Consider the following 26,282-nt stretch of genomic DNA (forward strand, 5'->3'; position numbering starts at 1 on the left):
ATAAAACTAAATGTTCCTTCAATCCTTTAGAATTTTTACATCTAATATCAGATAAAAGAATTTGATAAACCTCATATGTTTTCTGTAAAGTGTTGTTAACAGATACAGTTTCATTTACCACATCAGAAGCACTTTTCCACCTATGGAAATGTGTCCATTTATCAAAGTGGATTATATCTAGTTTAGAAGAATCCTTTTGAATGAGTTTCCAATATCTTTTTAGTCTTTTATATTCAATAGAGGAAGTATTAAACTTTTTCATTATTTCAATCCTTGTTTTTATTATTTAGATTCTATCATGTTTGGTATGAAACTGTCCTATTTAGTGTAGCCTATCCAGATGCTAGAATAGCAACTGAAACGGAAAAAAGAAAATATGAGCTTGCTTTATTTATAAAACTATGGGTAATTAATATGTATAACATCATATACATATAATTAGTATAACTATTGTAGCAAGTATTATATTTTGAGGTGAATCCAATGAAAAATTAAATTATTCATTAATATAATGTTTAATAAAATTTATAGTATTCGAGTAAGTTTGGTGCAAAAAATATAAGACTTTATAAAAAAACTAATAATTATTTTAAGTAAAAGTAGTTTTTCATGAAAATAAAAAATAGAAATTTAACATTTAGTTTTATACTCATAGCTGTGATTTTTTCATTAATATTAATTGAAAAAAACGTAGTTTTCACAGCTAGTGAAGATATCCAAAAAAACTCGGAACTTTCTTTAGATTCTATATTAGATTTACTAGAAAATTCTATTGAAAGATATGCTTATTCCCAAGCATTAGCTAATAATACAAGTTATGAATATGAACTGCAAAAGGAAAAAGATTTTATTGCAAATAGAATTAGTCCTAGGATAGGTGATGAATACATTGCTTATAGAATAGTGTCTGGTAAAGCTAAAGAAACCATAAAGACAAATTCTGGAAATATAGGAGTTACTTTTTATACAGAGATTCGATGCGTTGTTAATAGAAGAACAGGTCGTGTTAGTAATGTTGAAAGTTGGGGGAAACCATATGTAACTACAAATGACTACTATAAAAATTTCCAAGGTTCAGACGTTAATATAAATAGAACAGGAAATACTTCAGCTAGATTTAGTGTAACTGGACAATTCTATATTAATGGTGGTAGCTTTTCTATTGGTGGAGACATAATAGGATATTCTGTTGATTTGGGTTATGTAACTGTTGTTAAAACTTACTCTACCCAAATAAATGTTTATTAAAAGGAGCTTTTAAAATGAACTTAAGTAAAAAATTAATAATTTTATCAAAAGCAACGATTCTAATAGGTTTATGTATTTTAATATATATTGTGTATTTTTTCGTTAGAACATGGGGATATGTTATTTTTGATCCTACTTATTCAGAACAAGTAATAAAAGGAATAAAATTGTTGTTGATTAGTTCTTTTACCAATATCATATCAACAATTTGGATATACTATATATTAAAAAGCTTAAGTTATATTATAGATAAAATTGAATCGTAACCAGTTAGTTGTATACCGACCCCAAAAATTAAACCAAAAATCTAACAATTAGGAGGTCGGTTTTTCAATGGCAAAATATAGTTTTGAATTTAAACTAAAAGTAGTAGAGGAATATTTACAAGGTTTAGGAGGATACAAATATTTAGCTAAAAAATATAGTATTCCCGATAAAGGAACAGTTCGTGACTGGGTTAAAAAATATATAGAATTTGGCGAAGAAAGTCTATTAATAAGGAGAAAAAACAATAATAAATATACTTTAGATTTCAAATTAAATATGATAAAGTCTTACCTAACAACAGAGATCTCTTATCATGAACTAGCAACCAATTTCGCAATACCAAATCCATCTATAATAGCTGGATGGGTATCTAAATTTAGAAAATCAGGAAAAGAAGGTCTCATAAAACAACAAGGGAGCCCCTCTAAAATGAAATCTAAAAACAATAAAAGTAATAAGGTTTCTAGAATAAATAAAAATGATTTAATGAAATATGAGAACGAAAATAAATTACAGAATAAGGCTATAAGGTACTTAAATAGAGTAGATGATATATTTAATCCAAAAAAAGATGTTAAAGGAACGGCAGGAGAATATAGAAGCACAGGTAAATAAAAAGAAAAAATCTATAGAATGGATGAAAATATGAACAAAAGCTATTAAATATGGAGACAAGGTTAGTAAAATGTGGCTAGAGCCTGTTAAAAAAGTCTGTAAATAAAGCCTTCTATGATAAGATAATGATATGCTCCCCATATAGTAGACACATGAAATAATAAAAATGTGTAACTATAGTGGGGAGCATATCAATAGAAATTAATCAAGAGGTTTTGTTATTTAGGATTTTAGAATATGAAATAATAGAAATTAAAATTTCTATATTATTTTTGCATAAGTTCAGAATAAAGCCTTAAAGCTCTAAAAAGATTCTTTATTAACACCTTTTCATTTTCTTTGTGAACGCCGGCAAGTAAACCCGGTCCAACTATTACAACATCTCGTCCGTCTTTTCTAAGTATGGTACCATCAGTTGTTCCTTTAAAGTCCTGGGTAATATATTCATAATCTAAACTTTGGTATATATTTTTTATATTTTGCATAAGCTCTGTATTTTCATCGGTAATCCAAGGTTCTCTTCTATCTAATATAGTGACAATTGCCTGCATACTAGGAACTTCTGCTTTTACTTCTGTAAGTATTTTATCGATTCTATGCCAAATATCGTCGGAAAAATGATTTGGTACAAGACGAGCATCGATTTTTAACTCACAATCATCCGGTACAACCCATGGGTCAACTGAGGCATGAATTGCTAATGGCTGCCAGAAACTTGAACCATAGGTCTTATGAGCTTTATCGGATAAATCAGTTTCGCCCATTTTATTGATTATTTTATTAGCTATAAGTATAGCATTTTTATCTACACTTAATTGAGAACCATGGCCAGTTTTACCTTTTATATCAATAACACCGTAGGTTCTTCCTCTACCAACATTACAGATTTCCATATTCGTTGGTTCACAAACGACAACTTCCCTAAAGTTTTCCAGTAATTTATGACCAACTAATGCTTTTGAACCCTTCATACTATCTTCTTCGTCAACTGTAGCAACTAGGGCTATATCCCTATTAATAGGAAGGTTGTTTTCCTTTATATATCTCATTGCAACCATAATTGAACAAAGACCGGACTTCATGTCTGAAGCTCCACGACCATACAGAAAACCATCTTTTATTATTCCGGAAAAAGGTGCCACTTCCCATCTAGTAGATTCGTCTTCACTAACAGGTACAACATCCATATGACCGGTAAAAATAATTCCTGGATTATTTGTATTACTTCTTAAAATAGATATTATATCGTACCTATTTTCTTCCACTTCAATTTTATAAGTTTCAATATCTAATTTTGTCATATAATCATAAACTAAATTGCACATCTCCAATTCATTTCCTGGAGGATTTATACTTTTTATACGTACTGCTTTTTGTAATAAATTTAGTAATTCTTCTTCGTAATTAGAATAATTATTAGACATTTAACCACTACCTTTCATAAATAGTATATTATAAGAATAGAGGCAATACAATTTAACTATGATATAATTATTTTTACTTAATTATTGAAATAAAGAGGAATAAATGAAAATATATTTAAATGATTTAAATTATAAATATGAAGTATTTGAATTAATACGCTCCTTAATTGGAAAGGAAAACATTGAATTTGTTGATGATTATAAAAGTTTAGACGATATTTTAATTATTAAAATCCACGAAGATTTAGAAGTTAAATATTATTTAAATAAGGAAATTAAATATAATAAAAAAATTACCAATACTAAAATCCTAGTTGATGAATATTTTAAAGAAAAAATGCTTATAAAGGCAGAAGTATTAAAGTTTTTTAAAGAGGAGTTTAATATTTCAAGTGACTGGGGTGTTTTAACAGGTATTAGGCCAGTAAAGGTTGCACATAGTTTAATAAATCAGTTTGGAATAGAAGGTGCAAGAAAAATTCTAAGGGATAAAATGCTTTTAAAGGAAAATAAGGTAAATTTAATTACTTCTATTTCTACAATTCAAGATAATTATATTAACAGATTAAAAAAGAATAGTTATAGTCTTTATATAAATATTCCATTTTGTCCAACTAGATGTGATTATTGTAGTTTTTCTACTTTAAAAATTGAAAAACATAAAAATTTAGTTCCTATATATATAGAAACAATAATACATGAATTAAATAGTCTTAAAAAGTATTTAAGTGGCTATAATCTTTCTACTATATATATAGGAGGAGGAACACCAACAACTTTAAATGAGGACAGTTTAAAATATCTTTTAACATATATAAATGAAAACTTTGAAAATGCCACTGAATTTACAGTTGAGGCTGGTAGAGAGGATACCCTATCCTATGAAAAATTAAGATTACTAAAGGAGCAGAAGATAAGTAGAATTTCTTTAAATCCCCAGACTTTTAAATCCGATACTTTAAACTTAATTGGCCGTAAGCAGAATAACGAGGAATTAATAAAAAGGTATTATGAGGCAAAGGAATTGAAATTTAGCTCTATTAATATGGACTTAATTATAGGATTACCAAGGGAAAATTTAACTGATTTAGAAAATACTTTAAAAATAGTTAAGGACTTATCTCCAGAAAATTTAACTATTCATACTTTAGCAGTGAAAAAAGGTTCTAAAATAAGTGAAAGGTCTTTAAATTTAGAAGATGAAAAGAATAATGTTCTAAATATGATGGATATGGTAGTGGACTTTGCTAGTCAAAATGATTTTATACCATATTATTTATATAGACAAAAACAGATTTTAGGGAATATGGAAAATATTGGATTTTCAAAACAGGGAAAGGAATGTATTTATAATATTACTATGATGGAGGAAGCTGAAAATATTATAGGTATTGGTATGGGAGCAAGTTCGAAATTTATAAAGGGAAATAATATGATTTTAAATCATAGAAACTATATGAATATGAAAGATTATTTAGAGAATATTGATAATTTACTTTTGAAAAAAATAGAATTATTGGGAGAAAAATATGATTAAAAAAGCTCAGGTACATTCAAAATTTAAATATCCAATAGAAGATGTATGGGAAATAATTACAAATAGGGAAGATGTTATTTGGAGAAATGATATTAAAAGTTTTAAAAAAATCAATAATGAGGAATTTGAAGAAATTAATATTAATGATTTAAAAACACATTATATTATAGAAGAGAAAATAGAAAATGAAATATTTAAATTGAAATTTAAGAACAAATTAATTGATGGAAAATTTGAAGTAGAGTTAAAAAAAATAGATGAAAATACTACAGATGTAAGAATCTACCAAGAGAATAAAATGGATAATTTATCGACAATTATTTCAAGTGTCCTATTTTTAAATTTGGAAAAAGTATTAAATAGATACGTTTATGACCTAAATAAAGAGTTAAAAACCCGAAATATTACAAAAAAGTAACAAAAAGCCTTAAATCATTTGGGAAATTTATATGTTTTTTATAGGGATTTCTAATCATTGAAAAATACAGATTTAAAGAGGCAATAGGTTACAAAAAAGTTACAAAATTTAAATAAATTTAATTTATCTGTTAAAAATCAGCATTTTTAAACAAAAAACTCAAAAATATTCAACTTTGAATTGACACTATTTTTTCTATGGGCTAAAATAATTAGCGTAACAGAAATAGTTACAAAAAGGTTACAAAATTTGTAATAAAATTAAGGAGAAATATTTTGAGTATTAAAAAGAAGTTAGTTTCCGGATTAGTTATAGGCTCTGTAATATTTTCTTCATTAACTCCTAGTTTAGCAAATGAAGGTTTTAATGCAGTAAATATTAACAATAGTAGCTTATCAAGTACAGTTAATCAGGTAGCTAGATTTAATGGAAAAAAAGCAGAAAATGTTTATATATTAAGTTCAGAAGAATTAATTGATGGAATTCCAGGAGGAGTTTTATCAGGGGAAAATAATGGGGCAATAGTATTTTTAGAAGAAGGAAAATTATCTGAAAGTTCCTTATCAATAGTAAAGGAAGCTAAAAATGTTTATGCTATTGGTGGACAGGAAATTATTCCTGAGTCTGTAGTGTCTGAATTAGAAAACTACAAAGGTAGGATTTATGGAGCTGACAGATATGAAACAGCTGTTAAAATAGCAGATAAGTTAGAAGGTAAAAGGGACATAATAATTACTAATGGAAATGCTTTAGCAGATTCTTTAGCAGCAACTTCATTAGCAGTTAAAAATGACATGACTATTCTTTTAGTAGATGCTAAGCTTGTTCCTGAAGTTACAAAAGACTATATTAAAGAAAATAAAGATTCTAATATATATTTTGTTGGTGGAGAAGGTTCATTACCACAAAATATTAAGGAAGAAATTTATAACATTGCAGATAAAAATGTTAAGGAAATAAAAAACAATACATTAGCAGGTTCTAACAGACATGAAACTTCTTTAAAAATAAGTGAAAGATATGGTTCATTTAATACATTGGTATTAGCTAATGGAGAAAATTATAAAGATTCAATTTTAGCATCATCACTTGCTTCAAGTTTAGAAGCTCCAGTAGTATTAGTTGATAATTCTACTGTAAGTGAAAAAGTTGCAAATATAGAAGGAATAGACAATCTTTATGCAGTTTCTACAGAAACAGTTTCTTATTCATATATGAAACAGTTTATAAGAACTTTATTAAACAATAATCAACTAGAATTAGGCATAAAAGATGCTAGTGGAAAAGTTGTTTATAATATAGCTCAAGGAACTGAAAGAACTGCTTGGGTAACACAAAGTTTAAATATTAGAACAGGAGCAGGAACAAGTCATTCAATACTTGGTACTTTCTCAAAAGGAGATAAGGTAACAGGCGTTGAGGAAGATGGATGGTTAAAATTTGACTACAATGGCAAAACAGCATATGTAAGTGCAAAATACCTTTCAGATTCAGAAATAGCTAAGGAAACTCCAAAAGAAACACCAAAACAAGAATCAAGTGTAAATGGCGATAGTCAAGATTTTTCTTACTCAAAAGTTATGACTGTTACAGCAACAGCTTATAGTAGAAATGAAGCTGGCCTATCAAATAAGACTGCATCAGGAATTGATTTAAGTCAAAATCCTAATGTAATAGCAGTTGATAGAAATGTAATTCCTTTAGGTACTAAGGTTTATGTTGAAGGATATGGATACGCTGTAGCTGGAGATACAGGTGGAGCAATAAAAGGAAATAAAATTGATGTTCACTTTGATTCAGTTAGTAGATGTTATGAATGGGGTAGAAAAACAGTAAAATTATATGTATTAGATTAATTTAAATCCTAGTAGATTTTCTACTAGGGTTTTTTATGTCCTATAATTTATGGTGTTGGTGAAGGAAAATGAAAATCTTCTCCAATACCATTTTTTATTAAAAAAAGACATAAGAAGCATTTTCTGATACAATAATTCACTACAAAATACTAATTAGAGCTTGTTGTGTTTACAAATAATCATATCTTATATTTCTTGGAAATTAAGGATAAGAATATTAAATTTAGGAAACAAAAAAGAGATTCTATAACTTTAATAAGCTAGAATCTCTTTTAAGTATGACTGTACCAACGATCTGTTTTAGGCTCCATCATAATTATCATTTCCCTTCTTGTTTATTTGTATTTCTTTGTTACTTAATCTCTTGTTATTTATAATAACCTTAGATTATCTATTTTTTAATTATAATTTTATAATAGAATATAAATTATATAATAGATTAAATATGACATCTCATATAAAACCACCGTTTAATTTATATTTTTAAGTTTTAGTTGGTAGGTCATAAATAAAATTATAATTTATATTTAATATATACCCAGAAAAAATATTTTAAACATAAAAAATAATTTTTTTCATTAATATTAAAAAAATAGACATGTTTTTTATTCCATGTCTATTTCTATATTGATATTTTAAGTTCATTATCTATTTTTAAAGTGTATTTTCCTTTAAAAAGTTAATTATTTCATCTGATTCATACATTGGTTTTCCATCTATGAACAGACAAGGTACTTGAACTTTCCCACCAACTTTTTCTAATGTTTCCCTATCGTATTCATTTAAATCAATATCTTTGAAAACAATTTTATCTTTAATATTATTTTCTTCAATAAAATTTAAAACCTTTCTAGAAAAAGGACAGGTACTTTTATAATATAATTCTAATTTTATCAATATTAATCTCCTTATAAAAAGATTATTTTACAAAATTATTTTTTAAATATTCAATAATATCACTTGATTCATACATAGGTTTGTCATCTATAAATAAACAAGGTACTTGTACAGAGCCACCTACTTCTATTAATCTATCCTTATCGGCAGGATTTGAACTTATATTTGTAAAAGTAATTTTGTCCCTTAATTCATATTTGTCAATAAATCTAAAAACCTTTTGACAGTAAGGACAAACGTCTTTATAGAATAATTCTAATTTTGTCATATTTTCACCCCTTTTATGTCACAATTGATAAATACCCATAATAAAAAAATTATTCAGTATAAATATAAAAAAATTAATATAATTATAGTAAATAGTTTAAATAAGTAAAGAAAAATGATATAATGATTATTTAAGAAAAGATAATTGGAGGAAGAAATGACCTGTGAAAATTTAGATAAATGGGTAGAACAATTGGATTTTAAAGGAGCTAAAGAAAGGCTAAATAATAAGACGAATCCAACAAGATTAATATATAGCGATGCTTTTTCAAATATTTTTGGTAATCATATTTACTTAAAACCTGAAAACTTACAAGTTACAGGGGCATTTAAAATAAGAGGAGCTTATAATAAAATTTCTAAAATGACTGAGGAGCAAAAGACTAAGGGACTAATTTCAGCTTCAGCTGGAAATCATGCTCAAGGAGTTGCCTATTCTGCAAAAGAAGCTGGAGCAAGTGCAACTATAGTAATGCCATCTACAACTCCCCTTATTAAAGTTGAGGGAACTAGAAAATATGGTGTAAATGTATTATTATATGGAACTAATTTTGATGAAGCATTTCATAAAGCAGAAGAAATTGCTAAAGAAAAGAATTTGGAATTTGTACATCCTTTTGATGATTTAGATGTTATAGAAGGACAAGGGACAATTTCTCTAGAAATACTTAAAGAACAACCTGATATAGATATAATTATTGTTCCAATTGGTGGCGGTGGATTAATTTCTGGAGTAGCAGTTGCTGCCAAACAAATTAACCCTAATATAAAAATAATAGGAGTTGAGCCAGAAGGAGCTAAGTCCATGACTTGCTCAATGGAAGATGGCCATATTATATGTTTAGACAATGTAGACACAATAGCAGATGGTGTAGCTGTTAAAGAGCCGGGAAAAATAACCTATGAATTAGTTAGAAATTATGTTGATGAAATAATTTCTGTAACAGATTATGAAATAATGGAAAGCTTTATTGAAATAATGGAAACCCATAAATTAATGGCTGAGTCTTCAGGAGCTATGTCTGTTGCTGCTGCAAAAAAACTTAAGGTTTGGAACAAAAAGGTTGCATGTGTAATTAGTGGTGGTAATATAGATATGGTGACTATTTCGACTATGGTTCAAAAAGGTCTTGTATCTAAAGGTAGATTATTTGGTTTTACAGTATTGTTACCAGATAGACCTGGGGAGCTTTTAAATATAGCAAGAATTTTAGCTGAAATGAGTGCTAACGTTGTAGAAGTATCTCATGATCAATTTAAAACAGCAGATAGACTAACAGATGTTGTTTTACAAGTACAAGTTGAAGCTAATGGTCACGATCATATAAATAAAATAATTGAAAGACTTTATGATGAAGGCTATAAAGTAAAAAGAACCAGCTAGGGGGATTAATGTTAGTAGGAGAATTAATAAGCCGTGTTAAAACCGAGAAGATAAAAGGTGATATAACTATAAATATAGAGTACATTTCTTTAAATTCTAAGGAAGTAGATAAAAACACTGCTTTTATTGCTATAAAAGGATTTGTTACAGATGGTCATAAATTTATTAATGATGCAATAAATAATGGTAGTAGAGTAATTTTTCACCAGTCAGAATTAAAAGAATATGCTAATAATATTACTTATATTAAGATGAATAATACAAGAACTGCACTTTCTGAATTATCTTCTATATTATTTGGTGAGCCAAGTAAGAAGTTAAACATGGTAGGAATAACAGGTACAAATGGAAAAACTACAGCTACTTATATGTTAGAAGAAATTTTAAATTACAATAATAGTAGCACTGCCTCTATAGGTAGTATTGGATTAAAAACAAGAGAAGGAAATAAATCATTAGGAAAAACAACTCCTGAGTCTAATTTATTACAAAAAATATTTAAGGAACTTGTAGATAAGGGAGTGGAAAACTGTGTAATGGAAGTATCGTCCCACTCTTTAGAATTAGACAGGGTAAAATATACAGAGTTTGATTACGGTGTTTTTACAAACTTAACTTTAGAGCATTTAGAACTTCATAATAATATGGAGGACTATTATAAAGCAAAGAAAAAATTGTTTTATATGACATCTAAAGAAAATATTATTAATATAGATGATAGTTATGGAAAAAGACTTGCACAAGAATTAAAAGACGATAATAGAAGTGTAAAGACATATGGAATTAACTGTGAAGCTGACTATATGGCAAAAAAAATAGAAATGTCTGTAACAGAGTCTAAATTCATATTTAGCACTCCTAAAGGAGAAATAGATATAACAATGCCTACTTCTGCATTATTTAATGTCTATAACGCCCTATCGGCTATGGCAGTAGCTTGTGAAATGGGTATTAGCTTAGAAAATATAGCAAAGGGTATTGGAAAGTTTAAAGGACCGGAGGGCAGGTATGAAGTTGTTCAAAACGACAAGGGTCTTAATTTAGTAATAGACTTTGCTCACACTCCAGATGCAGTTGAGAAAATATTACAGTTTGCTAAAAGTAATTTCAATAAGGATATAATAGTTCTATTTGGAGTTCAAGGTGCAAGAAATATAGAAGCAAGAGAAAAAATTGGCGAAGTAGCTGGAAAATATGCGGATTTTTCCATAGTAACAAAGGATGATGAAATTTTTGATAATGTAGATAATATTTCAAAATCCATAATTAAAGGAATAAATAAAAATAAGGGTAAATATACCTATATTCCAGATAGAAGACAAGCTGTAAAAGAAGCAATAAAAATGGCAAATAAAGATAATATAGTACTTTTTTTAGGAAAGGGAAATGAAAGATTCCTAAAAAAAGATGGAAAAGAAGAATATTATTATGAGATAGAGGAAATAAACAAAGCATTGGCAAATAAATAATCCAATGCTTTATTTGTTTTAACAACTTAAATAAAAGCAAAAAAATAAGTCCAGTGGTTAGCTGGACTTTTTATTTTATATATAGGTCGCAGGGTTCATAATTTGGGAGGATGAACAAAATAAATGACCTATATCTTTTCTTCTGAATATATAATAGCATAAATATATAATTATGTAGTTACAGATAAATTACAAAAAAGTTACAAAATTGTTACATTATGACCTAACCCCATTTACAAAGTAAATGGCAGGTAGGTCAAATGCAATCTATTACCGACGAAGGAAGAAAGTGGCAAGAAATAGTCTGCTTTATGACCTAACCCAATTTACGAAGTAAATGGTAGGTAGGTCAAATGCAATCTATTACCCATGAACGAAGAAAGTGGCAAGAAATAGTCTGCTTTATGACTAACCTACCTTATAAGTTAAATTCTATGGTATAAGTTAGGGGAGAATTAGAGAAGATGAATTTTATAATATTGCTATTTTTAAGTAAGTAGATAATATGTTAAAGTATATTGTAGTAAAAAATTAAAAAATAAAAAGTTTTATTTAGTGTAAAACAAAAGTATATAAATTGAAATATAATAAATGTTTTTAAATATATTATTATATTTATTACGAGGTGTAAATATGTCTAAAATTATAATAGTAGGTGCTGGTGCTTCAGGAGTTATGGCCAGTATTCTTTTAAAAAGAAAGGGACACGAGGTATTGGTTTTTGAAAGAAATGAAAAGCCAATGAAAAAAATCTACGCTACAGGAAATGGAAGATGTAATTTTACAAATAGAAATATAGAATTTAGCAACTATCATGGTAAAAATCCTAAATTTGTAATGTCAGCAATAAAAAGCTTTGGTTATGATGAAGTAATTGATTTTTTTAATGATATTGGAATAAAAGAATTAGAATTGGAAAATGGAAAAATTTATCCTATGAGTTTACAGGCTAGTTCTGTTGTGAAACAAATGGTTTTAGAAGCTGAAAAACTTGGGGTTAAGTTTAAGTACAACAGTTATATAAAAATGCTAGATTTTAAAAAGAAACCTAAGGTTATCTTATATAATAATGAAGAATTTGAAGGAGATTTTATAATAGTAGCTACAGGCGGAAAAGCAATGAGCAAATCCGGTTCAGATGGTAATGGATATTTGTTACTAGAAAAAATAGGACATAGCCTTGTTCCTACACACCCGGGTATTGTCCAATTAAAATTGGAAAATAAGGAATTTAAGAAGATAAATGGAACAAAAATACCAGGCTATATTTATTTAATAAACAAAAACAAAAAGACAATGGAGCAATTTTCTGATATATTATTTACAGACTATGGAATATCAGGACCGGGAATATTACAAATATCTGGTGAGGCTATAAGAAAGTTAAAAGCCAATAAAGAAGTTTATATTTCTGTAGATTTACTTCCATATTTAAAAGAAGATGAGTTATATAATTATTTAAAAACTAATTTTGAAAAAAATAGCTATAAGAAATTATCTCAAGCTTTAGTGGGAACAATTAACGATAAGGTTATTAGCTCTTTAATAGAATATTTGAATTTAGACGATATAGTAGTTGGGAATTTATCAAAGGAAATTATATTTGAAATTTCAAAAACTATTAAGGATTTGCGTTTAAAAGTTACCGGTTATAAATCTGAAAAAGATGGTCAAGTTACATGTGGCGGAATTTCTACAAAGGAAATAGAACCAAAAACTATGAAGTCGAAAATACAGGATAATTTATATATTATTGGAGAAATAATGGATATAGATGGAGATTGTGGAGGATATAATCTTCATTGGGCATGGGCTTCTGCAAATGCCTGTGCTAAAGACATTGTCTAAGGAGATTAAGATGTTTAGAATGAAAAACAAACTCGATGAATTAGTTAGTCGAGGAGAACAAATAAGAATTGCATTAGTAGGGGCAGGAAAAATGGGGACTGGTCTTGTTAATCAAATTTCAAGAATAAAGGGAATGACTACGTCTATAATAGTTGATGAAAAAATAGACAAGGCCTACCATGCCTTAGATTCAGCAGGTATAAAAAAAGAAGATATTATAAAAACCAATTCTATTCAACAAGCTGAACTTGCCCTATCAAAAAATAAATTTGTAATTACAGATGACTACACTTTGGCATATAGACTAGATAAAATCCAAGGAGTTGTAGATGCTACAGGAAATCCTCCTTTTGGTGCTCAGTTAGCAATGGAATCAATAGAAAACTACAGGAATGTAATTATGCTAAATGTAGAATGTGATGCAGTAGTTGGACCAATAATATACGATTACGCTAAAAAGAACAATGTTGTATATACTGGCACTGCAGGGGATGAGCCGGGAGCAATAATGGAGCTGGCAAACTTTGCAGTAGGGGCGGGATTTAATTTATTAGCAGTTGGAAAGGGTAAAAATAATCCGCTGAATAATTATGCAACAGAGGATGATTTAAGGGAGGAAGCAATTTCAAAAGGGCTTTATCCTAAGATGTTAACAGCTTTTGTCGATGGAACAAATACTATGTTGGAACTAACTTCTGTAGCAAATGCTTTAGGATTTACACCAGATATATTGGGATGCCACGGAGTTACAGCTGATATTAAGGATATTCCTAGATTATTTTCCCTAAAGGAACAAGGGGGAATATTAAACAATTATAGAATTGTAGATTTTTGTTTTGGCATAGCTCCAGGTGTTTTTGCTGTTGTAACTCATGATACTAAAGAGGTACACGATTTAATGGACTATCTTTCAATGGGGAAGGGACCAAATTATGTATTGTATAGACCTTATCATTTAACGAGTTTGGAAACTCCTGTTACAATTTATGAGGCTATTGTTGAACACGATCCTACTATAGCTCCAGAGAAGGGACAGGTTTCAGATACTATTACTGTAGCTAAAAGGGATTTGAAGGCTGGCCAGTATTTAGAAGGTATTGGAGGAAAAGATGTTTTCGGGAAAATAACAAGTCATATTAATCAAAGAAATAGGAAATTATTGCCAATTGCCCTAATAACTAAAAAGACCAAATTAAAAGTTGATGTAAAAAAAGATGAGTTAATTACTTACGATATGGTAGAATTAGAAGAGGATCAAATAATTACAAAGTTGAGAAAAAAACAAGATGAGCTAGGTTTATAGGAGGTTCTTATGGCACATTTGAAATATGAAGAAATATTGGATTCTTTAATTGATATTTTAATGGCAGAGAAAACAAAAGAAAAAAAGCTTCAGAAAGTTTCTGAAATTTTAAAAAATAAAGTTCCTAATGTTATATGGTCAGGGTTTTATTTAACTAATGAAGATGAAGATTTGATTTTAGGACCTTATGTAGGCAAACCAGCTTGCATAAAAATTGCTCCTGGAGAAGGAGTTTGTGGTACAGCAGCTTTATTAATGGAAACAAAAAAGGTTTATGATGTAAGTAAGTTTCCAGGTCATATTCAATGTGATGAGGATGCTCAAGCTGAACTAGTTGTACCAATAATTAAAAATGATGTAGTCTATGGAGTAATAGACTTAGATAGTGATAAAATAGGAAACTTTACAGAAGAAGACCAGGATTTTGTTGAAAGAGTTAGAGATATTTTAGTAAATACAATAGATTGGAAATAAAAATAAATAAGCCCCATAAATTTAAATTTTAATTTATGGGGCTTTTGAATTTTAATAAAAAATTTTTAAATTAAGTTGTAAAAAATATATTTATCATAGTGACTATAACGATAATTGAAAAGATCATCATTCCAGGGTTTAAAATTATAGCATTGATATTTTCTAGTTCTATTTCCCCTTTTGAAAATTGGATATTTCTAAATTTAGGAATAAACCAAGTTAATAATAGAAACAAGCCAATTACTATAAGAATAAAGGATAATATAGCCCATATATATGAAATAATATTGTTATTAAGGGCTAAGGTCAGTATTGAAATACCTCCACCTAATAAGTTTATAATTAAATGAATTATAATTGGATACTTAATATTTCCTGTGTACAGATATAGGGAAGATAAAATAAGCCCTAACACAAAAGCGTATAATGATTGAAGTATATTTAAATGAAACATTCCAAATATTAAAGAGCTAAATAATATATAAATTCTATCTCCAAATACTGAGGTTTTTTTATACAGAAAGTATCTGAAAATATATTCTTCAATAATTGGTGCAAGTATAACTGCAACAAAAAACATAATATAGGGGTTAGAATCTAATATTAAATCTGAAATTGGATTACTATTTAAGCCTCTTTGTAAAATTTTCTTTAGTAGTATTGTAACTAAATTGCCTACTGCTGTTATAGATGAAACTATAGCAAAACCAGATAGAGCAGTTGCAATTATTTGTTTTAAATTTAAATCTATTTTTTTTAATGGTTTGGTTATAGGACTATTGGGAGCGGTATTTATTACTAGAAGCCCAAAAGGATAGGCTATTAAATATTGAATTATCAGGTATAGGACAAGTGGTATCCAGTCAATTTCTAATATATTTTGTGGAATAAATCCCTTAAATTTATATAAAAATATACTAAAAATATTTTGAACAACCATTATTGTAATTAAACCAAAAGCTATTTTACTAAAAGTATTTTTATATTTTTCCATATTGTCTCCTTCTAATACAAACTACTACAAATTATATATGATTTATAGTTAGAGTTAAATACTTAATTAAACTATGATAATTTATAATTTTCCATATTTTTCAGAAACTCTATAAGATAGGGGAATATAAGTAGAGGATAAAATTAGGGAATCATTTCAATATTATCTTAACTTTCTAAATGAAATAATCATAAACTAACTTAAAGAAATTTTTAATAACTTTACTTATATTTTGTAAAACTTGACAAAATGGTGCTAAATATGTAGAATAATAAGGATTATAGACTGTGAAGAGACCGTTCCTACAATGGAGTTAATAGAGAGGTTCTGCTTGGTGGAATGAACTAATGAAATTATAGGAAAAATCAGCTTGGAGTTTAATATCCGATATTAAAGATATTACGTAGTACGCGTTAAGTATGTTGAGTGGCATGGCTTTATTTGCTATGCAATTTAGGTGGTAACACGGTTAGAAGCGTCCTATTTTATATAGGATGCTTTTTGTAATTTATAGATTAGTGAAATTAAATAATAAGTTTAAGGAGAGGAATTATGTCAAAGTTTAAAGATCTTTCTAAGGCACCGGTAAGAGAAAGAGAAATTGAAATTTCCAAATATTGGAAAGAAATAGATTTACTACACGAAACAGTAAACCAAAGACCGAAGGATAAAAATTATGTTTTTTATGATGGACCTCCAACGGCAAATGGTAGGCCGGGAATTCATCATGTAATATCCAGAACTTTAAAGGATATGACATGTCGTTATAAGACTATGAAAGGCTTTAGAGTAAAGAAAAAAGCAGGCTGGGATACTCATGGTTTACCTGTTGAAATTGAAGTTGAAAAGAAATTAGGACTTCATAGTAAGAAGGAAATAGAGGAGTATGGTGTAGAAGCCTTTAATAAGGAATGTAGAAACTCTGTATTTACCTATGAGCAAGCTTGGAGAGAAATGTCAGAAAGAATGGCGTTTATGGCTGATATGGATAATCCATATATAACTTTAGACAATGACTATATAGAAACTGTTTGGTGGCTACTAGATGGTATGTTTAAAAAAGGTCTTGTTTATGAAGGAGCTAAAATTTTACCATATTGTCCAAGATGTGGAACGGGACTTGCTTCTCATGAAGTTGCTCAAGGCTATAAGATGATAAAAACTCAAACTGTATATGTTGCCTTTAAGAGAAAGGATGCAGACGAGTATTTCCTAGCTTGGACAACAACACCTTGGACTTTATTATCTAATGTTGCCCTAACAGTAGGTCCTGATGTAGATTATATTCTAGCTGAATTAGGTGGAGAAAAGTACTACATTGCTAAGGCTTTAGCAGATAAAGTTCTAGGAGAGGATTATAAGGTAGTAAAAGAGCTTAAGGGTAAGGACATGGAGTATATGGAATATGAACAACTACTTCCATTTTTTAAACCTGATAAAAAAGCTTTCTTTGTAACAACAGCAAACTATGTATCAACAGAAGATGGTACAGGTATAGTTCATACTGCACCAGCATTTGGGGAAGATGACTACCAAACCGGAAGAAGATATGATTTACCGTTAATTAATCCGGTAAATGAAGAAGGAAAATTTGTTGGTTCACCTTGGGATGGTCAATTTGTTATGGATGCCGATCATGATATAATCCATTATTTATTTGATAATGGTAAGGCATTTAAAAAACAAAAAGTAGAGCATAACTACCCTCATTGCTGGAGATGTGGAACTCCTTTAATCTACTATTCAAAACCATCTTGGTATATAGAAGTTACAAAACTAAAAGAACAATTTATAGATGAAAATAATAAGGTAAACTGGTATCCTGACTTTGTTGGAGAAAAGAGATTTGGAAACTGGTTGGAAAATTTAAATGACTGGGCAATTTCTCGTTCAAGATATTGGGGAACTCCATTCCCTGTATGGAAATGTGAAGAAGGTCATACTACATCTGTAGGTTCAAGAAAAGAACTTAAGGAAAGAGCAATTGAGGATATTTCTGAAGATATTGAATTGCACAGACCATATGTTGATGATGTACATTTAACATGTGAAAAATGTGGAAAGCCAATGACTAGGGAAAAAGACGTTATAGACGTTTGGTTTGACTCTGGGGCAATGCCTTTTGCACAACAACACTATCCATTTGAAAACAAGGAGAATTTCTTTGAAGAGCTTTTCCCGGCTGACTTTATAAATGAGGGAATAGACCAAACAAGAGGATGGTTTTATTCATTACTTGCTATATCCGTATTAACAACAGGAAAAGCACCTTATAAAAATGTACTGGTAAATGATTTAATCCTTGACAAAGAAGGAAAGAAAATGAGTAAATCCAGAGGAAATACATTAGATCCAATAGAATTATTCGATAAATTTGGAGCAGATGTTGTAAGATTTTACTCATTATATGTATCACCACCATGGGTTCCAACTAAATTTGATGTTGATGGACTAAGAGAAGTAGACAGTAAATTCTTTAGATCCTTTAAAAACACCTATAATTTCTTCCAATTATATGCAAATACAGACAATATAGATCCTAGAGATTTTTATATAGAACCGGAAAATAGACCGGAAATAGATAGATGGATTCTTTCAAGATATAATAATCTATTAAAACTATATAATGAAAATATGGAAATATTTGAAGTTACAAAAGTTGTAAGGGCAATTTCCGACTTTGTAATTGAAGATGTGTCTAACTGGTATATAAGAAGAAATAGAAGAAGATTTTGGAAAACAGAAATAGATGACGATAAAAAAGCCGTTTATAATACAACCTATGAAATACTTTTAGGAGTAACTAAACTAATAGCACCATTTACACCATTTATGGCAGAGGAAATATATCGTAACTTAACAGATAAAACCTCAGTTCATTTAGATTATCTTCCAGAAGTAGAGGAAGCCTTAATAAATGAACAACTAGAAGAAAAAATGGAAGTAGTAAGAAATTTAGTAGCCCTAGGTAGAGCTTCAAGAGAAGAAGTTAATATTAAAGTAAGACAACCTTTAACAGAAATAGTTGTTGATGCTAAATATGAAGAATTAATTTCAGATCTAGTTCCTTTAATTAAAGAAGAGCTTAATATTAAAAATGTTAAATTTGAAGCAGACCTTTCAGAGTTTATGAATTATGAATTAAAACCTGACTTTAAAGTAGCAGGAAGAATATTAGGAAAGAAAATAAAAGAATTCCAAAACTACCTTAAAGGAGTAGATGCTAAGAAGTTTGTAGCAGACCTAGAAGCAGGAGATTTGGAAGTGGAACTTTCAGGAGAAAATACTACAATAAAAAGAGAGTATATTGAAGTAAGAGTATCTGCAAAAGAAGGTTTTGATGTAATAATGGAAAATAATCTATTTGTAATTCTCGATACAACAATAACTCCTGAACTTAAAGCAGAAGGATATGCTAGAGAATTTATATCTAAAGTTCAACAAATGAGAAAAGCGAATGATTATGACGTACTAGACAATATTAAAATTACCTATGTACCTACAGAAGCAATAAAATCAGCTGTAGAAGAATTTGAAGATTTTATTAAAAAGGAAACATTGGCAAAAGAAATACTTGCAGTAGAAAGTCTTAATGGCGAAACTGTAGATTTAAATGGGGAAGAAGTAGTAATAGAGTTAAATAGAATTTAGTTTAGGGGACATGGTGAAAGCCATGTTCTTTTATATTGTTTTAAAAGTGATAGTATGATATAATTACACTGCGATTTTAATAGCTTGGAGGTGGAATGAATGTTGGTAATAAATCCGGCAATAGAGTACAGGAATAAATATTTTTGAATAACTTTTTTTGTTGGAATTTCTAGTAAAGCTATTAATAATCAATAAATTAAATTTTAATGATTTGGAGAATATAATTGACAGCATCTATTCGTTTAAGATAAACTCGGCAATAAAAATAAGGACTCTATTAAGTATGATAGACTTTTTTGTTGTATTTTTTCGAATAGTCTGATTTTTTAAATTAAAAGATTGTATTTAATTCGATAAAATTTTACAGGAGAGGTTTATTCAAATATGACTCCTGTTTTTTATTGCCCTTTTTTATGTAAAAAACAATAAAAAAGGAGAGTTATATGCAAAAAAACGAATATTGGATTACACAGAATTTTATGACTAAGAAATCATTAATAAAGAAGATTATAAACCTTAGCAATATAGATAGAGAAGATAAGATTATAGAGATAGGGACTGGTAAAGGACATATTACAGAAGAACTAGCTAAAAAAAGTAAAAGGGTATTTTCGATAGAAATAGATGAAAAGCTTTATAAATATTCTAAAGAAAAATTAAATTTATATAAAAATTGTACTTTAATAAATATGGATTTTTTAGATTATAAATTACCCAAAGAAGGAAATTATAAAGTATTTTCAAATATACCATACTCAATCACTACAAAAATTATTAACAAATTAACTAACGTCAACAATAAATCTAGTGATATTTATCTTGTTATGGAAAAAGGAGCAGCCAAAAGATTTCTTGGACAAGCTAAAGAAACAAGGAAATCTTTAATAATTAAACCATTTTGGGATATGGAAATTTTATATTTTTTTAGAAAAGATGATTTTAATCCAAAACCATCAGTTGAATCTGTTCTAGTTCACTTTTCTAGAAAGAATACATCAGACATATGTACAGAAGAGAAAAAGAAATATGAACAATTCATAAATCATTCATTTAAATATGGACTCTATGGAAGAAGAAGGTTGCTAACGAAAAGACAAATTCAAACTGCCTTGAAATTTGAGAAATTAGATCAAATTAGTGGGAATAATAATGTAAAATATGCTCAATTTCTATGTTTATTTAAATATTATAATAAGCTTTAAATATTAATAGGATAGGCTGATGTCTATCCTATTTTTTTATTGCAACAAATGGAGCGTAACTCCAAAATAGTATTTACTTTTGGAGTAAAGATGTTATAATTGATTCATGGAGGTGAATTATGAGTTATAGAGCAATAATAGAATCCTACTATCCTTCTTTAACAAAGGGAGAACAAAGGGTAGCAGATTATATTTTAAAAAATGAGCAAAATGTGATTTACCAATCTTTAAAGGAAATTTCTAAAAGTATTGGAGTGGGAGAAGCCACTGTTATTAGATTTTGTAATAAAATTGGTTTAACAGGATTTCAAGAGCTAAAACTTATGTTAGCCAAGGAAAGTTCTGATAATGAAGATGGTTTTCCAGATAATTACATAGATAAAGTTACTGATAATATTATTAATGCAATAAATAAAACAAAAGATTTATTAGATGTTGACTTACTTAATGAAGTTGCAGATTTAATTTATAAAGGAAAACGTATTTTGATTTATGGAGTAGGTTCAAGTGGTATTGCTGCACAGGATATGCAATCTAAATTGCTTCGTTATGGAAAATTTTCTCTGTCGGTAACAGATGCTCATTACCAGCTTATGAACAGCGCAACTTTAGCAAAGGAAGATTTAGTAATTGCCTTTTCTTTATCCGGTTATACAGAGGATATTATTGATTCCGTTAAACTTGCAAAAGAAAATAATGCTACAATTGTAGCTATTTGTAATCATATTCTTTCACCTGTTGCTGAAATGGCTGATTTTACAATACTTACAGCAGGTAAGGAGTCACCTTTTGAAGGAGGATCCCTAGCAGGAAAAATCTCTCAAGAATATATTACAGATTTAATTTGTACAACTTATGCTACAAGATACAAAGATGAAGCAAGTCAAATGAGATTGAAAACTTCTAAGTCTATTTCACATAAGACAAAAGAGGTTTAAAATAAGGAGGGTAAAAATGTTTAAAAATTTATTCAAAAAGTTTCAACAATTAGGTAAAGCCTTTATGCTTCCTATAGCTATTTTACCGGCAGCAGGTTTGTTACTAGGTATTGGTGGAGCTTTATCAAATCCAAACACCATAATGGCATTTCCTGTTTTAGATAACAGAATTTTACAAGTTATTTTTAAAGTAATGAGTGAAGCAGGAAATGTTGTATTTGCTAATATTGCATTAATATTTGCAATTGGTATAGCTTTAGGTTTAGCTAAAAAGGATAAGGGAACAGCTGCATTAGCAGGAGGAGTTGCCTTTCTAGTATTTAATGCTACAATAGCAGCTTTAGTTGGTATTTTTTTAGAGGAAGGTTCAGCTATTGATACTGGAGTTGTAGGCTCTATAGTTATTGGTAGTATTGTTGCATACTTACATAATAATTATAGGGATGTAGAGTTACCACAATTTTTAGGATTTTTTGGAGGTTCAAGATTTATTCCAATTGTTTCTTCTTTTGCAGCAATTTTACTTGGAGTAGCGTTTTTTTTAATTTGGCCACCAATTCAAAATCTATTAGTTTTAGCCGGTGGTTCAATAGCTAAAATGGGAAGTGTAGGTACTTTCCTATATGGATTTTTATTAAGATTAACTGGGGCAGTAGGACTACATCATGTTATTTATCCTATGTTTTGGTATACAGCATTAGGTGGAGCTGAAATGGTAGCAGGTCAAATGGTTGAGGGAGCACAAAACATATTCTTTGCACAATTAGCTGATCCAAATCATCAAGGCTTATTTACTTATGGAACAAGATTTTTTGCAGGAAGATTTGATACAATGATGTTTGGTCTACCAGCAGCTTGTTTAGCAATGTACCATTGTGTACCAAAAGAAAATAGAAAGAAAGTTGTTGGATTATATTTTTCAGCAGCCTTAACTTCTTTTTTAACTGGTATTACTGAACCTATTGAATTTATGTTTTTATTTATAGCTCCTTGGTTATATGTTATTCATGCTTTATTTGATGGTTTATCTTTCTTAATAGCTGACCTTTTAAGTATTAGAATAGGAAATACATTTTCAGGTGGGGCAATAGATTTTACACTATTTGGGATTTTACAAGGGAATGATAAAACCAATTGGATATATGTTATTATAGTAGGTGTATTATGGGCTTTAATGTATTATTTCTTATTTAGATTTTTAATTAATAAATTTGATGTTAAAATTCCAGGTAGAGCAATAGATAATGGTGAAGAAGTAAAAGTAACTACTAAGGAAAGTTTAGCAGATGAAGCTTTGCTAATTATGGAGGCTTTAGGTGGAGCTGAAAATCTTGAAAATGTTGATGCTTGTATTACTAGGTTAAGAGTAGATGTTGTAGATCCAAGTAAGGTTGATAAGGATAGATTAGTAGAACTTGGAGCTACAGCCGTTTTAGAAGTGCAAGGTGGGGTACAAGCAGTTTATGGTGCAAAGGCAGATAAATATAAAAATGCTATTAATAAAGTTTTAGGATATGATGAATAATGAATATAATTAATAATATAAAAGGAAATTTAGTGGTATCTTGTCAGGCATTACCGGATGAACCGCTACATTCATCTTTTATTATGGGAAGAATGGCCTTAGCTGCTAAGATAGGGGGAGCTAAGGGAATAAGAGCGAATACTGTCGAGGATATTTTAGAGATTCAAAAAGTAGTGGATTTACCAATTATTGGAATTTTAAAAAGGGTTTATAATGATAATCCTGTGTTTATTACTCCAACAATGAAGGAAATAGATGAGCTTGTAGAAACGGGATGTGAAATAATTGCAACAGATGCTACTTCGAGAGTTAGACCTGATGGAAAGACTTTAGAAGAATTTTTTAAAGAGGTAAAGGAAAAATATCCAAATAATAAATTTATGGCAGATTGCTCTACAGTTGAAGAAGCTATTTTTGCGGACAAACTTGGTTTTGATTTTATTGGAACTACTTTAGTTGGTTATACTGAAGAAAGTAAAAACGATAAAATAGAAGAAGAAGATTTTAAAATTATAAAAGAAATAATTGGAAAAGTTTCGAAACCTGTAATAGCTGAAGGAAATATAGATAGTCCGGAAAAGGCAAGAAGGGTGTTAGAACTTGGAAGTTATTCAGTTGTAGTTGGTTCAATTATTACAAGGCCACAGCTTATAACTAAAAGATTTGTAGATGAAATCGAAGAGTTAAATAAAAAATAATAAACATTTGGGATAAATACTAAATATAAATAAATAATATTTATTTTAAACGGTATGTTTTCTGTACTTAACAGGAGATATACCGTTTAATTGTTTTTAAATTTTTCTTATATTAATAAATAAATTAAAAAAATTTTTAAAATCCTATTGCAAAATAAAAAATATAATGATAAGATACTAGTGTATTAATTATTAAGTACATTATAACAGGAGAGGCAATATGGAAAATATTATAAAAATTAATGGACTTACTAAGAAGTTTGGAAACTTTGAAGCAGTAAGTAATGTTAATATAGAAGTCAAAGAGAAGGATATATACGGGTTAATAGGAAAAAATGGTGCAGGTAAGACTACCTTATTAAGAATGATAATGGGTCTTTCCAGTCCAACTTCAGGTAATATATCTTTATTTGGTGGAAAAAATGAAAGAGAAAATACAATAAATAGAAGGAAAATAGGTTTTTATATTGGTCAAAGTTTTTTTCCTTATTTAAATGCAAAGGAAAATATTGAATATCATAGAAAAATGAAGGGAGTTAAGGGAAGAAAAGAAAGCAAAAGAGTTTTAGAAATGGTTGGTTTAAAGAATGTTAATAAACCCTTTAAATCATTTTCTATGGGGATGAAACAAAGACTTGGACTTGCAGCAGCAATGCTTGGTAATCCAGAGTTAATAGTACTAGATGAACCAATAAATGGATTAGATCCTCAGGGTATTGTAGATATAAGAAATATTATAAAAATATTAAATGAAGAATATAATACAACTATTATTGTATCTTCTCATATACTAAGTGAATTGGATTTAGTAGCAAGTAAATTTGGAATTATAGATCATGGGAAACTTTTAGAGGAAATATCCTTTGAAGAACTTCATAAAAAAACTACATCTGCTATTATAATTAAGGTTGATAATGTTGAAAAAGCAAGTAATATTTTAAATGATAAATTCAATATAGAAAATATAAATATTACTAACCACTCAACTTTAGTAGTAAATGATAATATAGACTATTTAAATGTTATTAATAAAACTATAATAGAGAATAATGTTGATGTATTTGAAATATATAAACGAGAAAGCTCTTTAGAAGATTATTACTTCAATTTAATAGGAGGTAAAAAATAATGACTAAATATATAAGAAGTGAGTTATATAGGATTTTCAAGAAAAAAAGTTTATATATTTTTATGGGGATAATTGCTCTAGGTTTTGTTCTTATAAACTATATGATGTTAAATTCTCAGTCAACAAGTTTAGATTATATAAGCAATACACTTAACTTGCTATCTTTTGCAACGATTATAGCCGGAATATATATTTTTAATACTGTATATAATGACGATTTTAATAGTAATGCTTTAAATGCAGGTGTAGGTTTAGGTATAAAAAGATCCAGTATAGTTATATATAAATTAATTATTATGACTATCTTAACAATAGTAATGTTTGCTTTTTTTACACTGGTTTTCTTTTTAATGGGAATGATGTATAAGTTTAAATTTTCAAACTTGGAAATAGAAAGTTTAGTATTATATACAAGTAGCATTATAGTAGGTATTATAGGTTATGCTTCCTTAACTTCAATTATAATTTTTGCAACACAAAAAGCTATATATGGTACAATTACCTATCTGCTTTTATGTACGGAAATGGTACATTCATTAGTGACTATGGGATTAAAGTTTCCACCTGTTACATCATTAATGGGAGATAGAAGTAGTTGGTTATTTTCATCACTTACAGGTGAGTTAGCTCAAGGTAAATATATTTCTTTAATAGGAATTGGAGTATATATTTTAGTTTCTATAGTATTGGCAATTTTAATGTTTAATAAGAAAGAGGTAGAGTTTATTTAATGAAAAAAGGTATAAAATTAATAATAGGAATAGTAGTAATAGCTTTAATTGCTTTTATAGCAGTTAAAGGAAAAGAATATTATGAAAACAGATATACAGGAACTTATTATTATACGATGATTCCAATGGACGAGCCAATGGAATTAGAGGATATGAAAGATGATAAGGGCGAAGTAGTAGGACTGGGTAAAAAATATAAGTTAAAATCCTATGATGAAAATGGTGAAAGATTATTGGAATTTTCAGTAAATACTGAAGATAAAGATAAGTTATTTAAACCGGGAACTTTTTTGAAAATTAAGGCAAGTAAAGAAATAGTCTTAGGTGAAGAAATTATTACAAGAGATGAAGTTCCACAAGATATACTAGCAAAAATAGAAGAGAATAAATAAAAAAGTTCAAACCTA

23 protein-coding genes, 1 pseudogene and 1 other annotated feature are annotated in these 26,282 nt (G+C 28.5%); of the genes and pseudogenes, 19 read left to right on the plus strand and 5 right to left on the minus strand.

Features of this window, described 5'->3' with window-relative positions; genetic code table 11:
• Positions 1-262 (minus strand): annotated as a pseudogene (locus WAO56_RS01980) (ISL3 family transposase); the annotation flags it as partial.
• Between the two features lie 347 nt (positions 263-609).
• On the opposite strand from WAO56_RS01980, the gene WAO56_RS01985 reads away from it, so the two are divergent.
• The 3 genes from WAO56_RS01985 (at position 610) to WAO56_RS01995 (ending at position 2,130) form a co-directional block, all read left to right on the plus strand.
• Entirely contained in the window at positions 610-1,248 is a 639-nt protein-coding gene (locus WAO56_RS01985) for a hypothetical protein (protein ID WP_422143719.1), read from the plus strand.
• A 14-nt stretch (positions 1,249-1,262) separates the two neighbouring features.
• Positions 1,263-1,514: a hypothetical protein gene (locus WAO56_RS01990; RefSeq protein WP_422143718.1), complete on the plus strand. Its 252-nt coding sequence runs from the start codon at positions 1,263-1,265 to the stop codon at positions 1,512-1,514.
• A gap of 67 nt (positions 1,515-1,581) precedes the next feature.
• Positions 1,582-2,130, plus strand: a complete 549-nt coding sequence (locus tag WAO56_RS01995) for a helix-turn-helix domain-containing protein (RefSeq protein WP_422143717.1) — start codon at positions 1,582-1,584, stop codon at positions 2,128-2,130.
• A gap of 266 nt (positions 2,131-2,396) precedes the next feature.
• On the opposite strand, the gene WAO56_RS02000 is transcribed toward WAO56_RS01995, so the two are convergent.
• Positions 2,397-3,554: a M20 family metallopeptidase gene (locus WAO56_RS02000; RefSeq protein ID WP_422143716.1), complete on the minus strand. Its 1,158-nt coding sequence runs from the start codon at positions 3,552-3,554 to the stop codon at positions 2,397-2,399.
• 103 nt (positions 3,555-3,657) lie between these two features.
• Between WAO56_RS02000 and hemZ the strand changes: the two genes are divergently transcribed.
• The 3 genes from hemZ to WAO56_RS02015 all read left to right on the plus strand — a co-directional run bounded on the left by hemZ (position 3,658) and on the right by WAO56_RS02015 (position 7,365).
• Positions 3,658-5,091: a coproporphyrinogen dehydrogenase HemZ gene (gene hemZ, locus WAO56_RS02005; RefSeq protein ID WP_422143715.1), complete on the plus strand. Its 1,434-nt coding sequence runs from the start codon at positions 3,658-3,660 to the stop codon at positions 5,089-5,091.
• Positions 5,084-5,509: a hypothetical protein gene (locus tag WAO56_RS02010; protein WP_422143714.1), complete on the plus strand. Its 426-nt coding sequence runs from the start codon at positions 5,084-5,086 to the stop codon at positions 5,507-5,509. Before hemZ ends, WAO56_RS02010 begins: the two co-directional genes overlap by 8 nt.
• 275 nt (positions 5,510-5,784) lie before the next feature.
• Positions 5,785-7,365, plus strand: coding sequence for a cell wall-binding repeat-containing protein (locus tag WAO56_RS02015; protein WP_422143713.1), 1,581 nt, complete (start codon positions 5,785-5,787; stop codon positions 7,363-7,365).
• Positions 7,366-8,019: 654 nt separating this feature from the next.
• On the opposite strand, the gene WAO56_RS02020 is transcribed toward WAO56_RS02015, so the two are convergent.
• Positions 8,020-8,262: a glutaredoxin family protein gene (locus WAO56_RS02020; protein WP_422143712.1), complete on the minus strand. Its 243-nt coding sequence runs from the start codon at positions 8,260-8,262 to the stop codon at positions 8,020-8,022.
• Positions 8,263-8,284: 22 nt separating this feature from the next.
• Complete coding sequence (locus tag WAO56_RS02025) at positions 8,285-8,530, minus strand: glutaredoxin family protein (protein ID WP_422143711.1); 246 nt, start codon at positions 8,528-8,530, stop codon at positions 8,285-8,287.
• Between the two features lie 156 nt (positions 8,531-8,686).
• Here WAO56_RS02025 and ilvA point away from each other — a divergent pair, with 156 nt between their 5' ends.
• From ilvA to WAO56_RS02050, 5 genes are all read left to right on the plus strand, one after another.
• Positions 8,687-9,913: a threonine ammonia-lyase gene (gene ilvA, locus WAO56_RS02030; protein WP_422143710.1), complete on the plus strand. Its 1,227-nt coding sequence runs from the start codon at positions 8,687-8,689 to the stop codon at positions 9,911-9,913.
• Positions 9,914-9,921: 8 nt separating this feature from the next.
• Positions 9,922-11,382 carry a UDP-N-acetylmuramoyl-L-alanyl-D-glutamate--2,6-diaminopimelate ligase gene (locus WAO56_RS02035; protein WP_422143709.1) on the plus strand — a complete coding sequence of 487 codons (1,461 nt, stop codon included), beginning with the start codon at positions 9,922-9,924 and terminating at the stop codon, positions 11,380-11,382.
• Between the two features lie 633 nt (positions 11,383-12,015).
• On the plus strand, positions 12,016-13,230 hold the full coding sequence (locus WAO56_RS02040; protein ID WP_422143708.1) for an NAD(P)/FAD-dependent oxidoreductase: 1,215 nt from the start codon (positions 12,016-12,018) through the stop codon (positions 13,228-13,230).
• A gap of 10 nt (positions 13,231-13,240) precedes the next feature.
• A complete protein-coding gene (locus tag WAO56_RS02045; protein WP_422143707.1) occupies positions 13,241-14,533 on the plus strand; it encodes an NAD(P)H-dependent oxidoreductase in 1,293 nt (430 codons plus the stop codon).
• Positions 14,534-14,542: 9 nt separating this feature from the next.
• Positions 14,543-15,007, plus strand: coding sequence for a GAF domain-containing protein (locus WAO56_RS02050; RefSeq protein WP_422143706.1), 465 nt, complete (start codon positions 14,543-14,545; stop codon positions 15,005-15,007).
• Positions 15,008-15,077: 70 nt separating this feature from the next.
• Here WAO56_RS02050 and WAO56_RS02055 read toward each other — a convergent pair whose 3' ends face one another.
• Positions 15,078-16,001 (minus strand): CPBP family intramembrane glutamic endopeptidase, encoded by a 924-nt coding sequence (locus WAO56_RS02055; protein WP_422143705.1) that lies wholly within the window; start codon positions 15,999-16,001, stop codon positions 15,078-15,080.
• 278 nt (positions 16,002-16,279) lie between these two features.
• Positions 16,280-16,487 (plus strand) — a binding site (T-box leader).
• 66 nt (positions 16,488-16,553) lie between these two features.
• Between WAO56_RS02055 and ileS the strand changes: the two genes are divergently transcribed.
• The 8 genes from ileS to WAO56_RS02095 all read left to right on the plus strand — a co-directional run bounded on the left by ileS (position 16,554) and on the right by WAO56_RS02095 (position 26,267).
• Positions 16,554-19,652, plus strand: a complete 3,099-nt coding sequence (gene ileS / locus WAO56_RS02060; RefSeq protein ID WP_422143704.1) for an isoleucine--tRNA ligase — start codon at positions 16,554-16,556, stop codon at positions 19,650-19,652.
• 425 nt (positions 19,653-20,077) lie between these two features.
• Entirely contained in the window at positions 20,078-20,854 is a 777-nt protein-coding gene (gene erm / locus WAO56_RS02065; protein ID WP_422143737.1) for a 23S ribosomal RNA methyltransferase Erm, read from the plus strand.
• 119 nt (positions 20,855-20,973) lie between these two features.
• On the plus strand, positions 20,974-21,792 hold the full coding sequence (locus WAO56_RS02070; protein ID WP_422143703.1) for a MurR/RpiR family transcriptional regulator: 819 nt from the start codon (positions 20,974-20,976) through the stop codon (positions 21,790-21,792).
• A 16-nt stretch (positions 21,793-21,808) separates the two neighbouring features.
• The gene (locus WAO56_RS02075) at positions 21,809-23,317 is read left to right on the plus strand and encodes a PTS transporter subunit EIIC (RefSeq protein WP_422143702.1); all 1,509 of its coding nucleotides are present in this window, start codon (positions 21,809-21,811) and stop codon (positions 23,315-23,317) included.
• Positions 23,317-24,015 carry an N-acetylmannosamine-6-phosphate 2-epimerase gene (locus WAO56_RS02080; protein ID WP_422143701.1) on the plus strand — a complete coding sequence of 233 codons (699 nt, stop codon included), beginning with the start codon at positions 23,317-23,319 and terminating at the stop codon, positions 24,013-24,015. Before WAO56_RS02075 ends, WAO56_RS02080 begins: the two co-directional genes overlap by 1 nt.
• A gap of 220 nt (positions 24,016-24,235) precedes the next feature.
• Positions 24,236-25,144 (plus strand): ABC transporter ATP-binding protein, encoded by a 909-nt coding sequence (locus tag WAO56_RS02085; protein ID WP_422143700.1) that lies wholly within the window; start codon positions 24,236-24,238, stop codon positions 25,142-25,144.
• Positions 25,144-25,875, plus strand: a complete 732-nt coding sequence (locus tag WAO56_RS02090; protein ID WP_422143699.1) for a hypothetical protein — start codon at positions 25,144-25,146, stop codon at positions 25,873-25,875. Before WAO56_RS02085 ends, WAO56_RS02090 begins: the two co-directional genes overlap by 1 nt.
• Positions 25,875-26,267 (plus strand): YxeA family protein, encoded by a 393-nt coding sequence (locus WAO56_RS02095; RefSeq protein WP_422143698.1) that lies wholly within the window; start codon positions 25,875-25,877, stop codon positions 26,265-26,267. Before WAO56_RS02090 ends, WAO56_RS02095 begins: the two co-directional genes overlap by 1 nt.
• Positions 26,268-26,282: the final 15 nt, after the last annotated feature.

Source organism: Miniphocaeibacter sp. (assembly GCF_049276255.1).
Classification (GTDB): Bacteria; Bacillota; Clostridia; order Tissierellales; family Peptoniphilaceae; genus Miniphocaeibacter.

Bases quoted from the DNA above. Each gene is read 5' to 3' on its own strand.
- WAO56_RS02040 (WP_422143708.1), top strand. From the start codon at position 12,016: ATGTCTAAAATTATAATAGTAGGTGCTGGTGCTTCAGGAGTTATGGCC.
- WAO56_RS02085 (WP_422143700.1), top strand. From the start codon at position 24,236: ATGGAAAATATTATAAAAATTAATGGACTTACTAAGAAGTTTGGAAAC.
- WAO56_RS02050 (WP_422143706.1), top strand. From the start codon at position 14,543: ATGGCACATTTGAAATATGAAGAAATATTGGATTCTTTAATTGATATT.
- WAO56_RS02080 (WP_422143701.1), top strand. From the start codon at position 23,317: ATGAATATAATTAATAATATAAAAGGAAATTTAGTGGTATCTTGTCAG.
- WAO56_RS01990 (WP_422143718.1), top strand. From the start codon at position 1,263: ATGAACTTAAGTAAAAAATTAATAATTTTATCAAAAGCAACGATTCTA.
- WAO56_RS01995 (WP_422143717.1), top strand. From the start codon at position 1,582: ATGGCAAAATATAGTTTTGAATTTAAACTAAAAGTAGTAGAGGAATAT.
- WAO56_RS02055 (WP_422143705.1), bottom strand. From the start codon at position 16,001: ATGGAAAAATATAAAAATACTTTTAGTAAAATAGCTTTTGGTTTAATT.
- WAO56_RS02045 (WP_422143707.1), top strand. From the start codon at position 13,241: ATGTTTAGAATGAAAAACAAACTCGATGAATTAGTTAGTCGAGGAGAA.
- WAO56_RS02095 (WP_422143698.1), top strand. From the start codon at position 25,875: ATGAAAAAAGGTATAAAATTAATAATAGGAATAGTAGTAATAGCTTTA.
- WAO56_RS02025 (WP_422143711.1), bottom strand. From the start codon at position 8,530: ATGACAAAATTAGAATTATTCTATAAAGACGTTTGTCCTTACTGTCAA.
- WAO56_RS01985 (WP_422143719.1), top strand. From the start codon at position 610: ATGAAAATAAAAAATAGAAATTTAACATTTAGTTTTATACTCATAGCT.
- WAO56_RS02035 (WP_422143709.1), top strand. From the start codon at position 9,922: ATGTTAGTAGGAGAATTAATAAGCCGTGTTAAAACCGAGAAGATAAAA.
- WAO56_RS02070 (WP_422143703.1), top strand. From the start codon at position 20,974: ATGAGTTATAGAGCAATAATAGAATCCTACTATCCTTCTTTAACAAAG.
- hemZ (WP_422143715.1), top strand. From the start codon at position 3,658: ATGAAAATATATTTAAATGATTTAAATTATAAATATGAAGTATTTGAA.
- WAO56_RS02090 (WP_422143699.1), top strand. From the start codon at position 25,144: ATGACTAAATATATAAGAAGTGAGTTATATAGGATTTTCAAGAAAAAA.
- WAO56_RS02075 (WP_422143702.1), top strand. From the start codon at position 21,809: ATGTTTAAAAATTTATTCAAAAAGTTTCAACAATTAGGTAAAGCCTTT.
- WAO56_RS02010 (WP_422143714.1), top strand. From the start codon at position 5,084: ATGATTAAAAAAGCTCAGGTACATTCAAAATTTAAATATCCAATAGAA.
- ilvA (WP_422143710.1), top strand. From the start codon at position 8,687: ATGACCTGTGAAAATTTAGATAAATGGGTAGAACAATTGGATTTTAAA.
- ileS (WP_422143704.1), top strand. From the start codon at position 16,554: ATGTCAAAGTTTAAAGATCTTTCTAAGGCACCGGTAAGAGAAAGAGAA.
- WAO56_RS02000 (WP_422143716.1), bottom strand. From the start codon at position 3,554: ATGTCTAATAATTATTCTAATTACGAAGAAGAATTACTAAATTTATTA.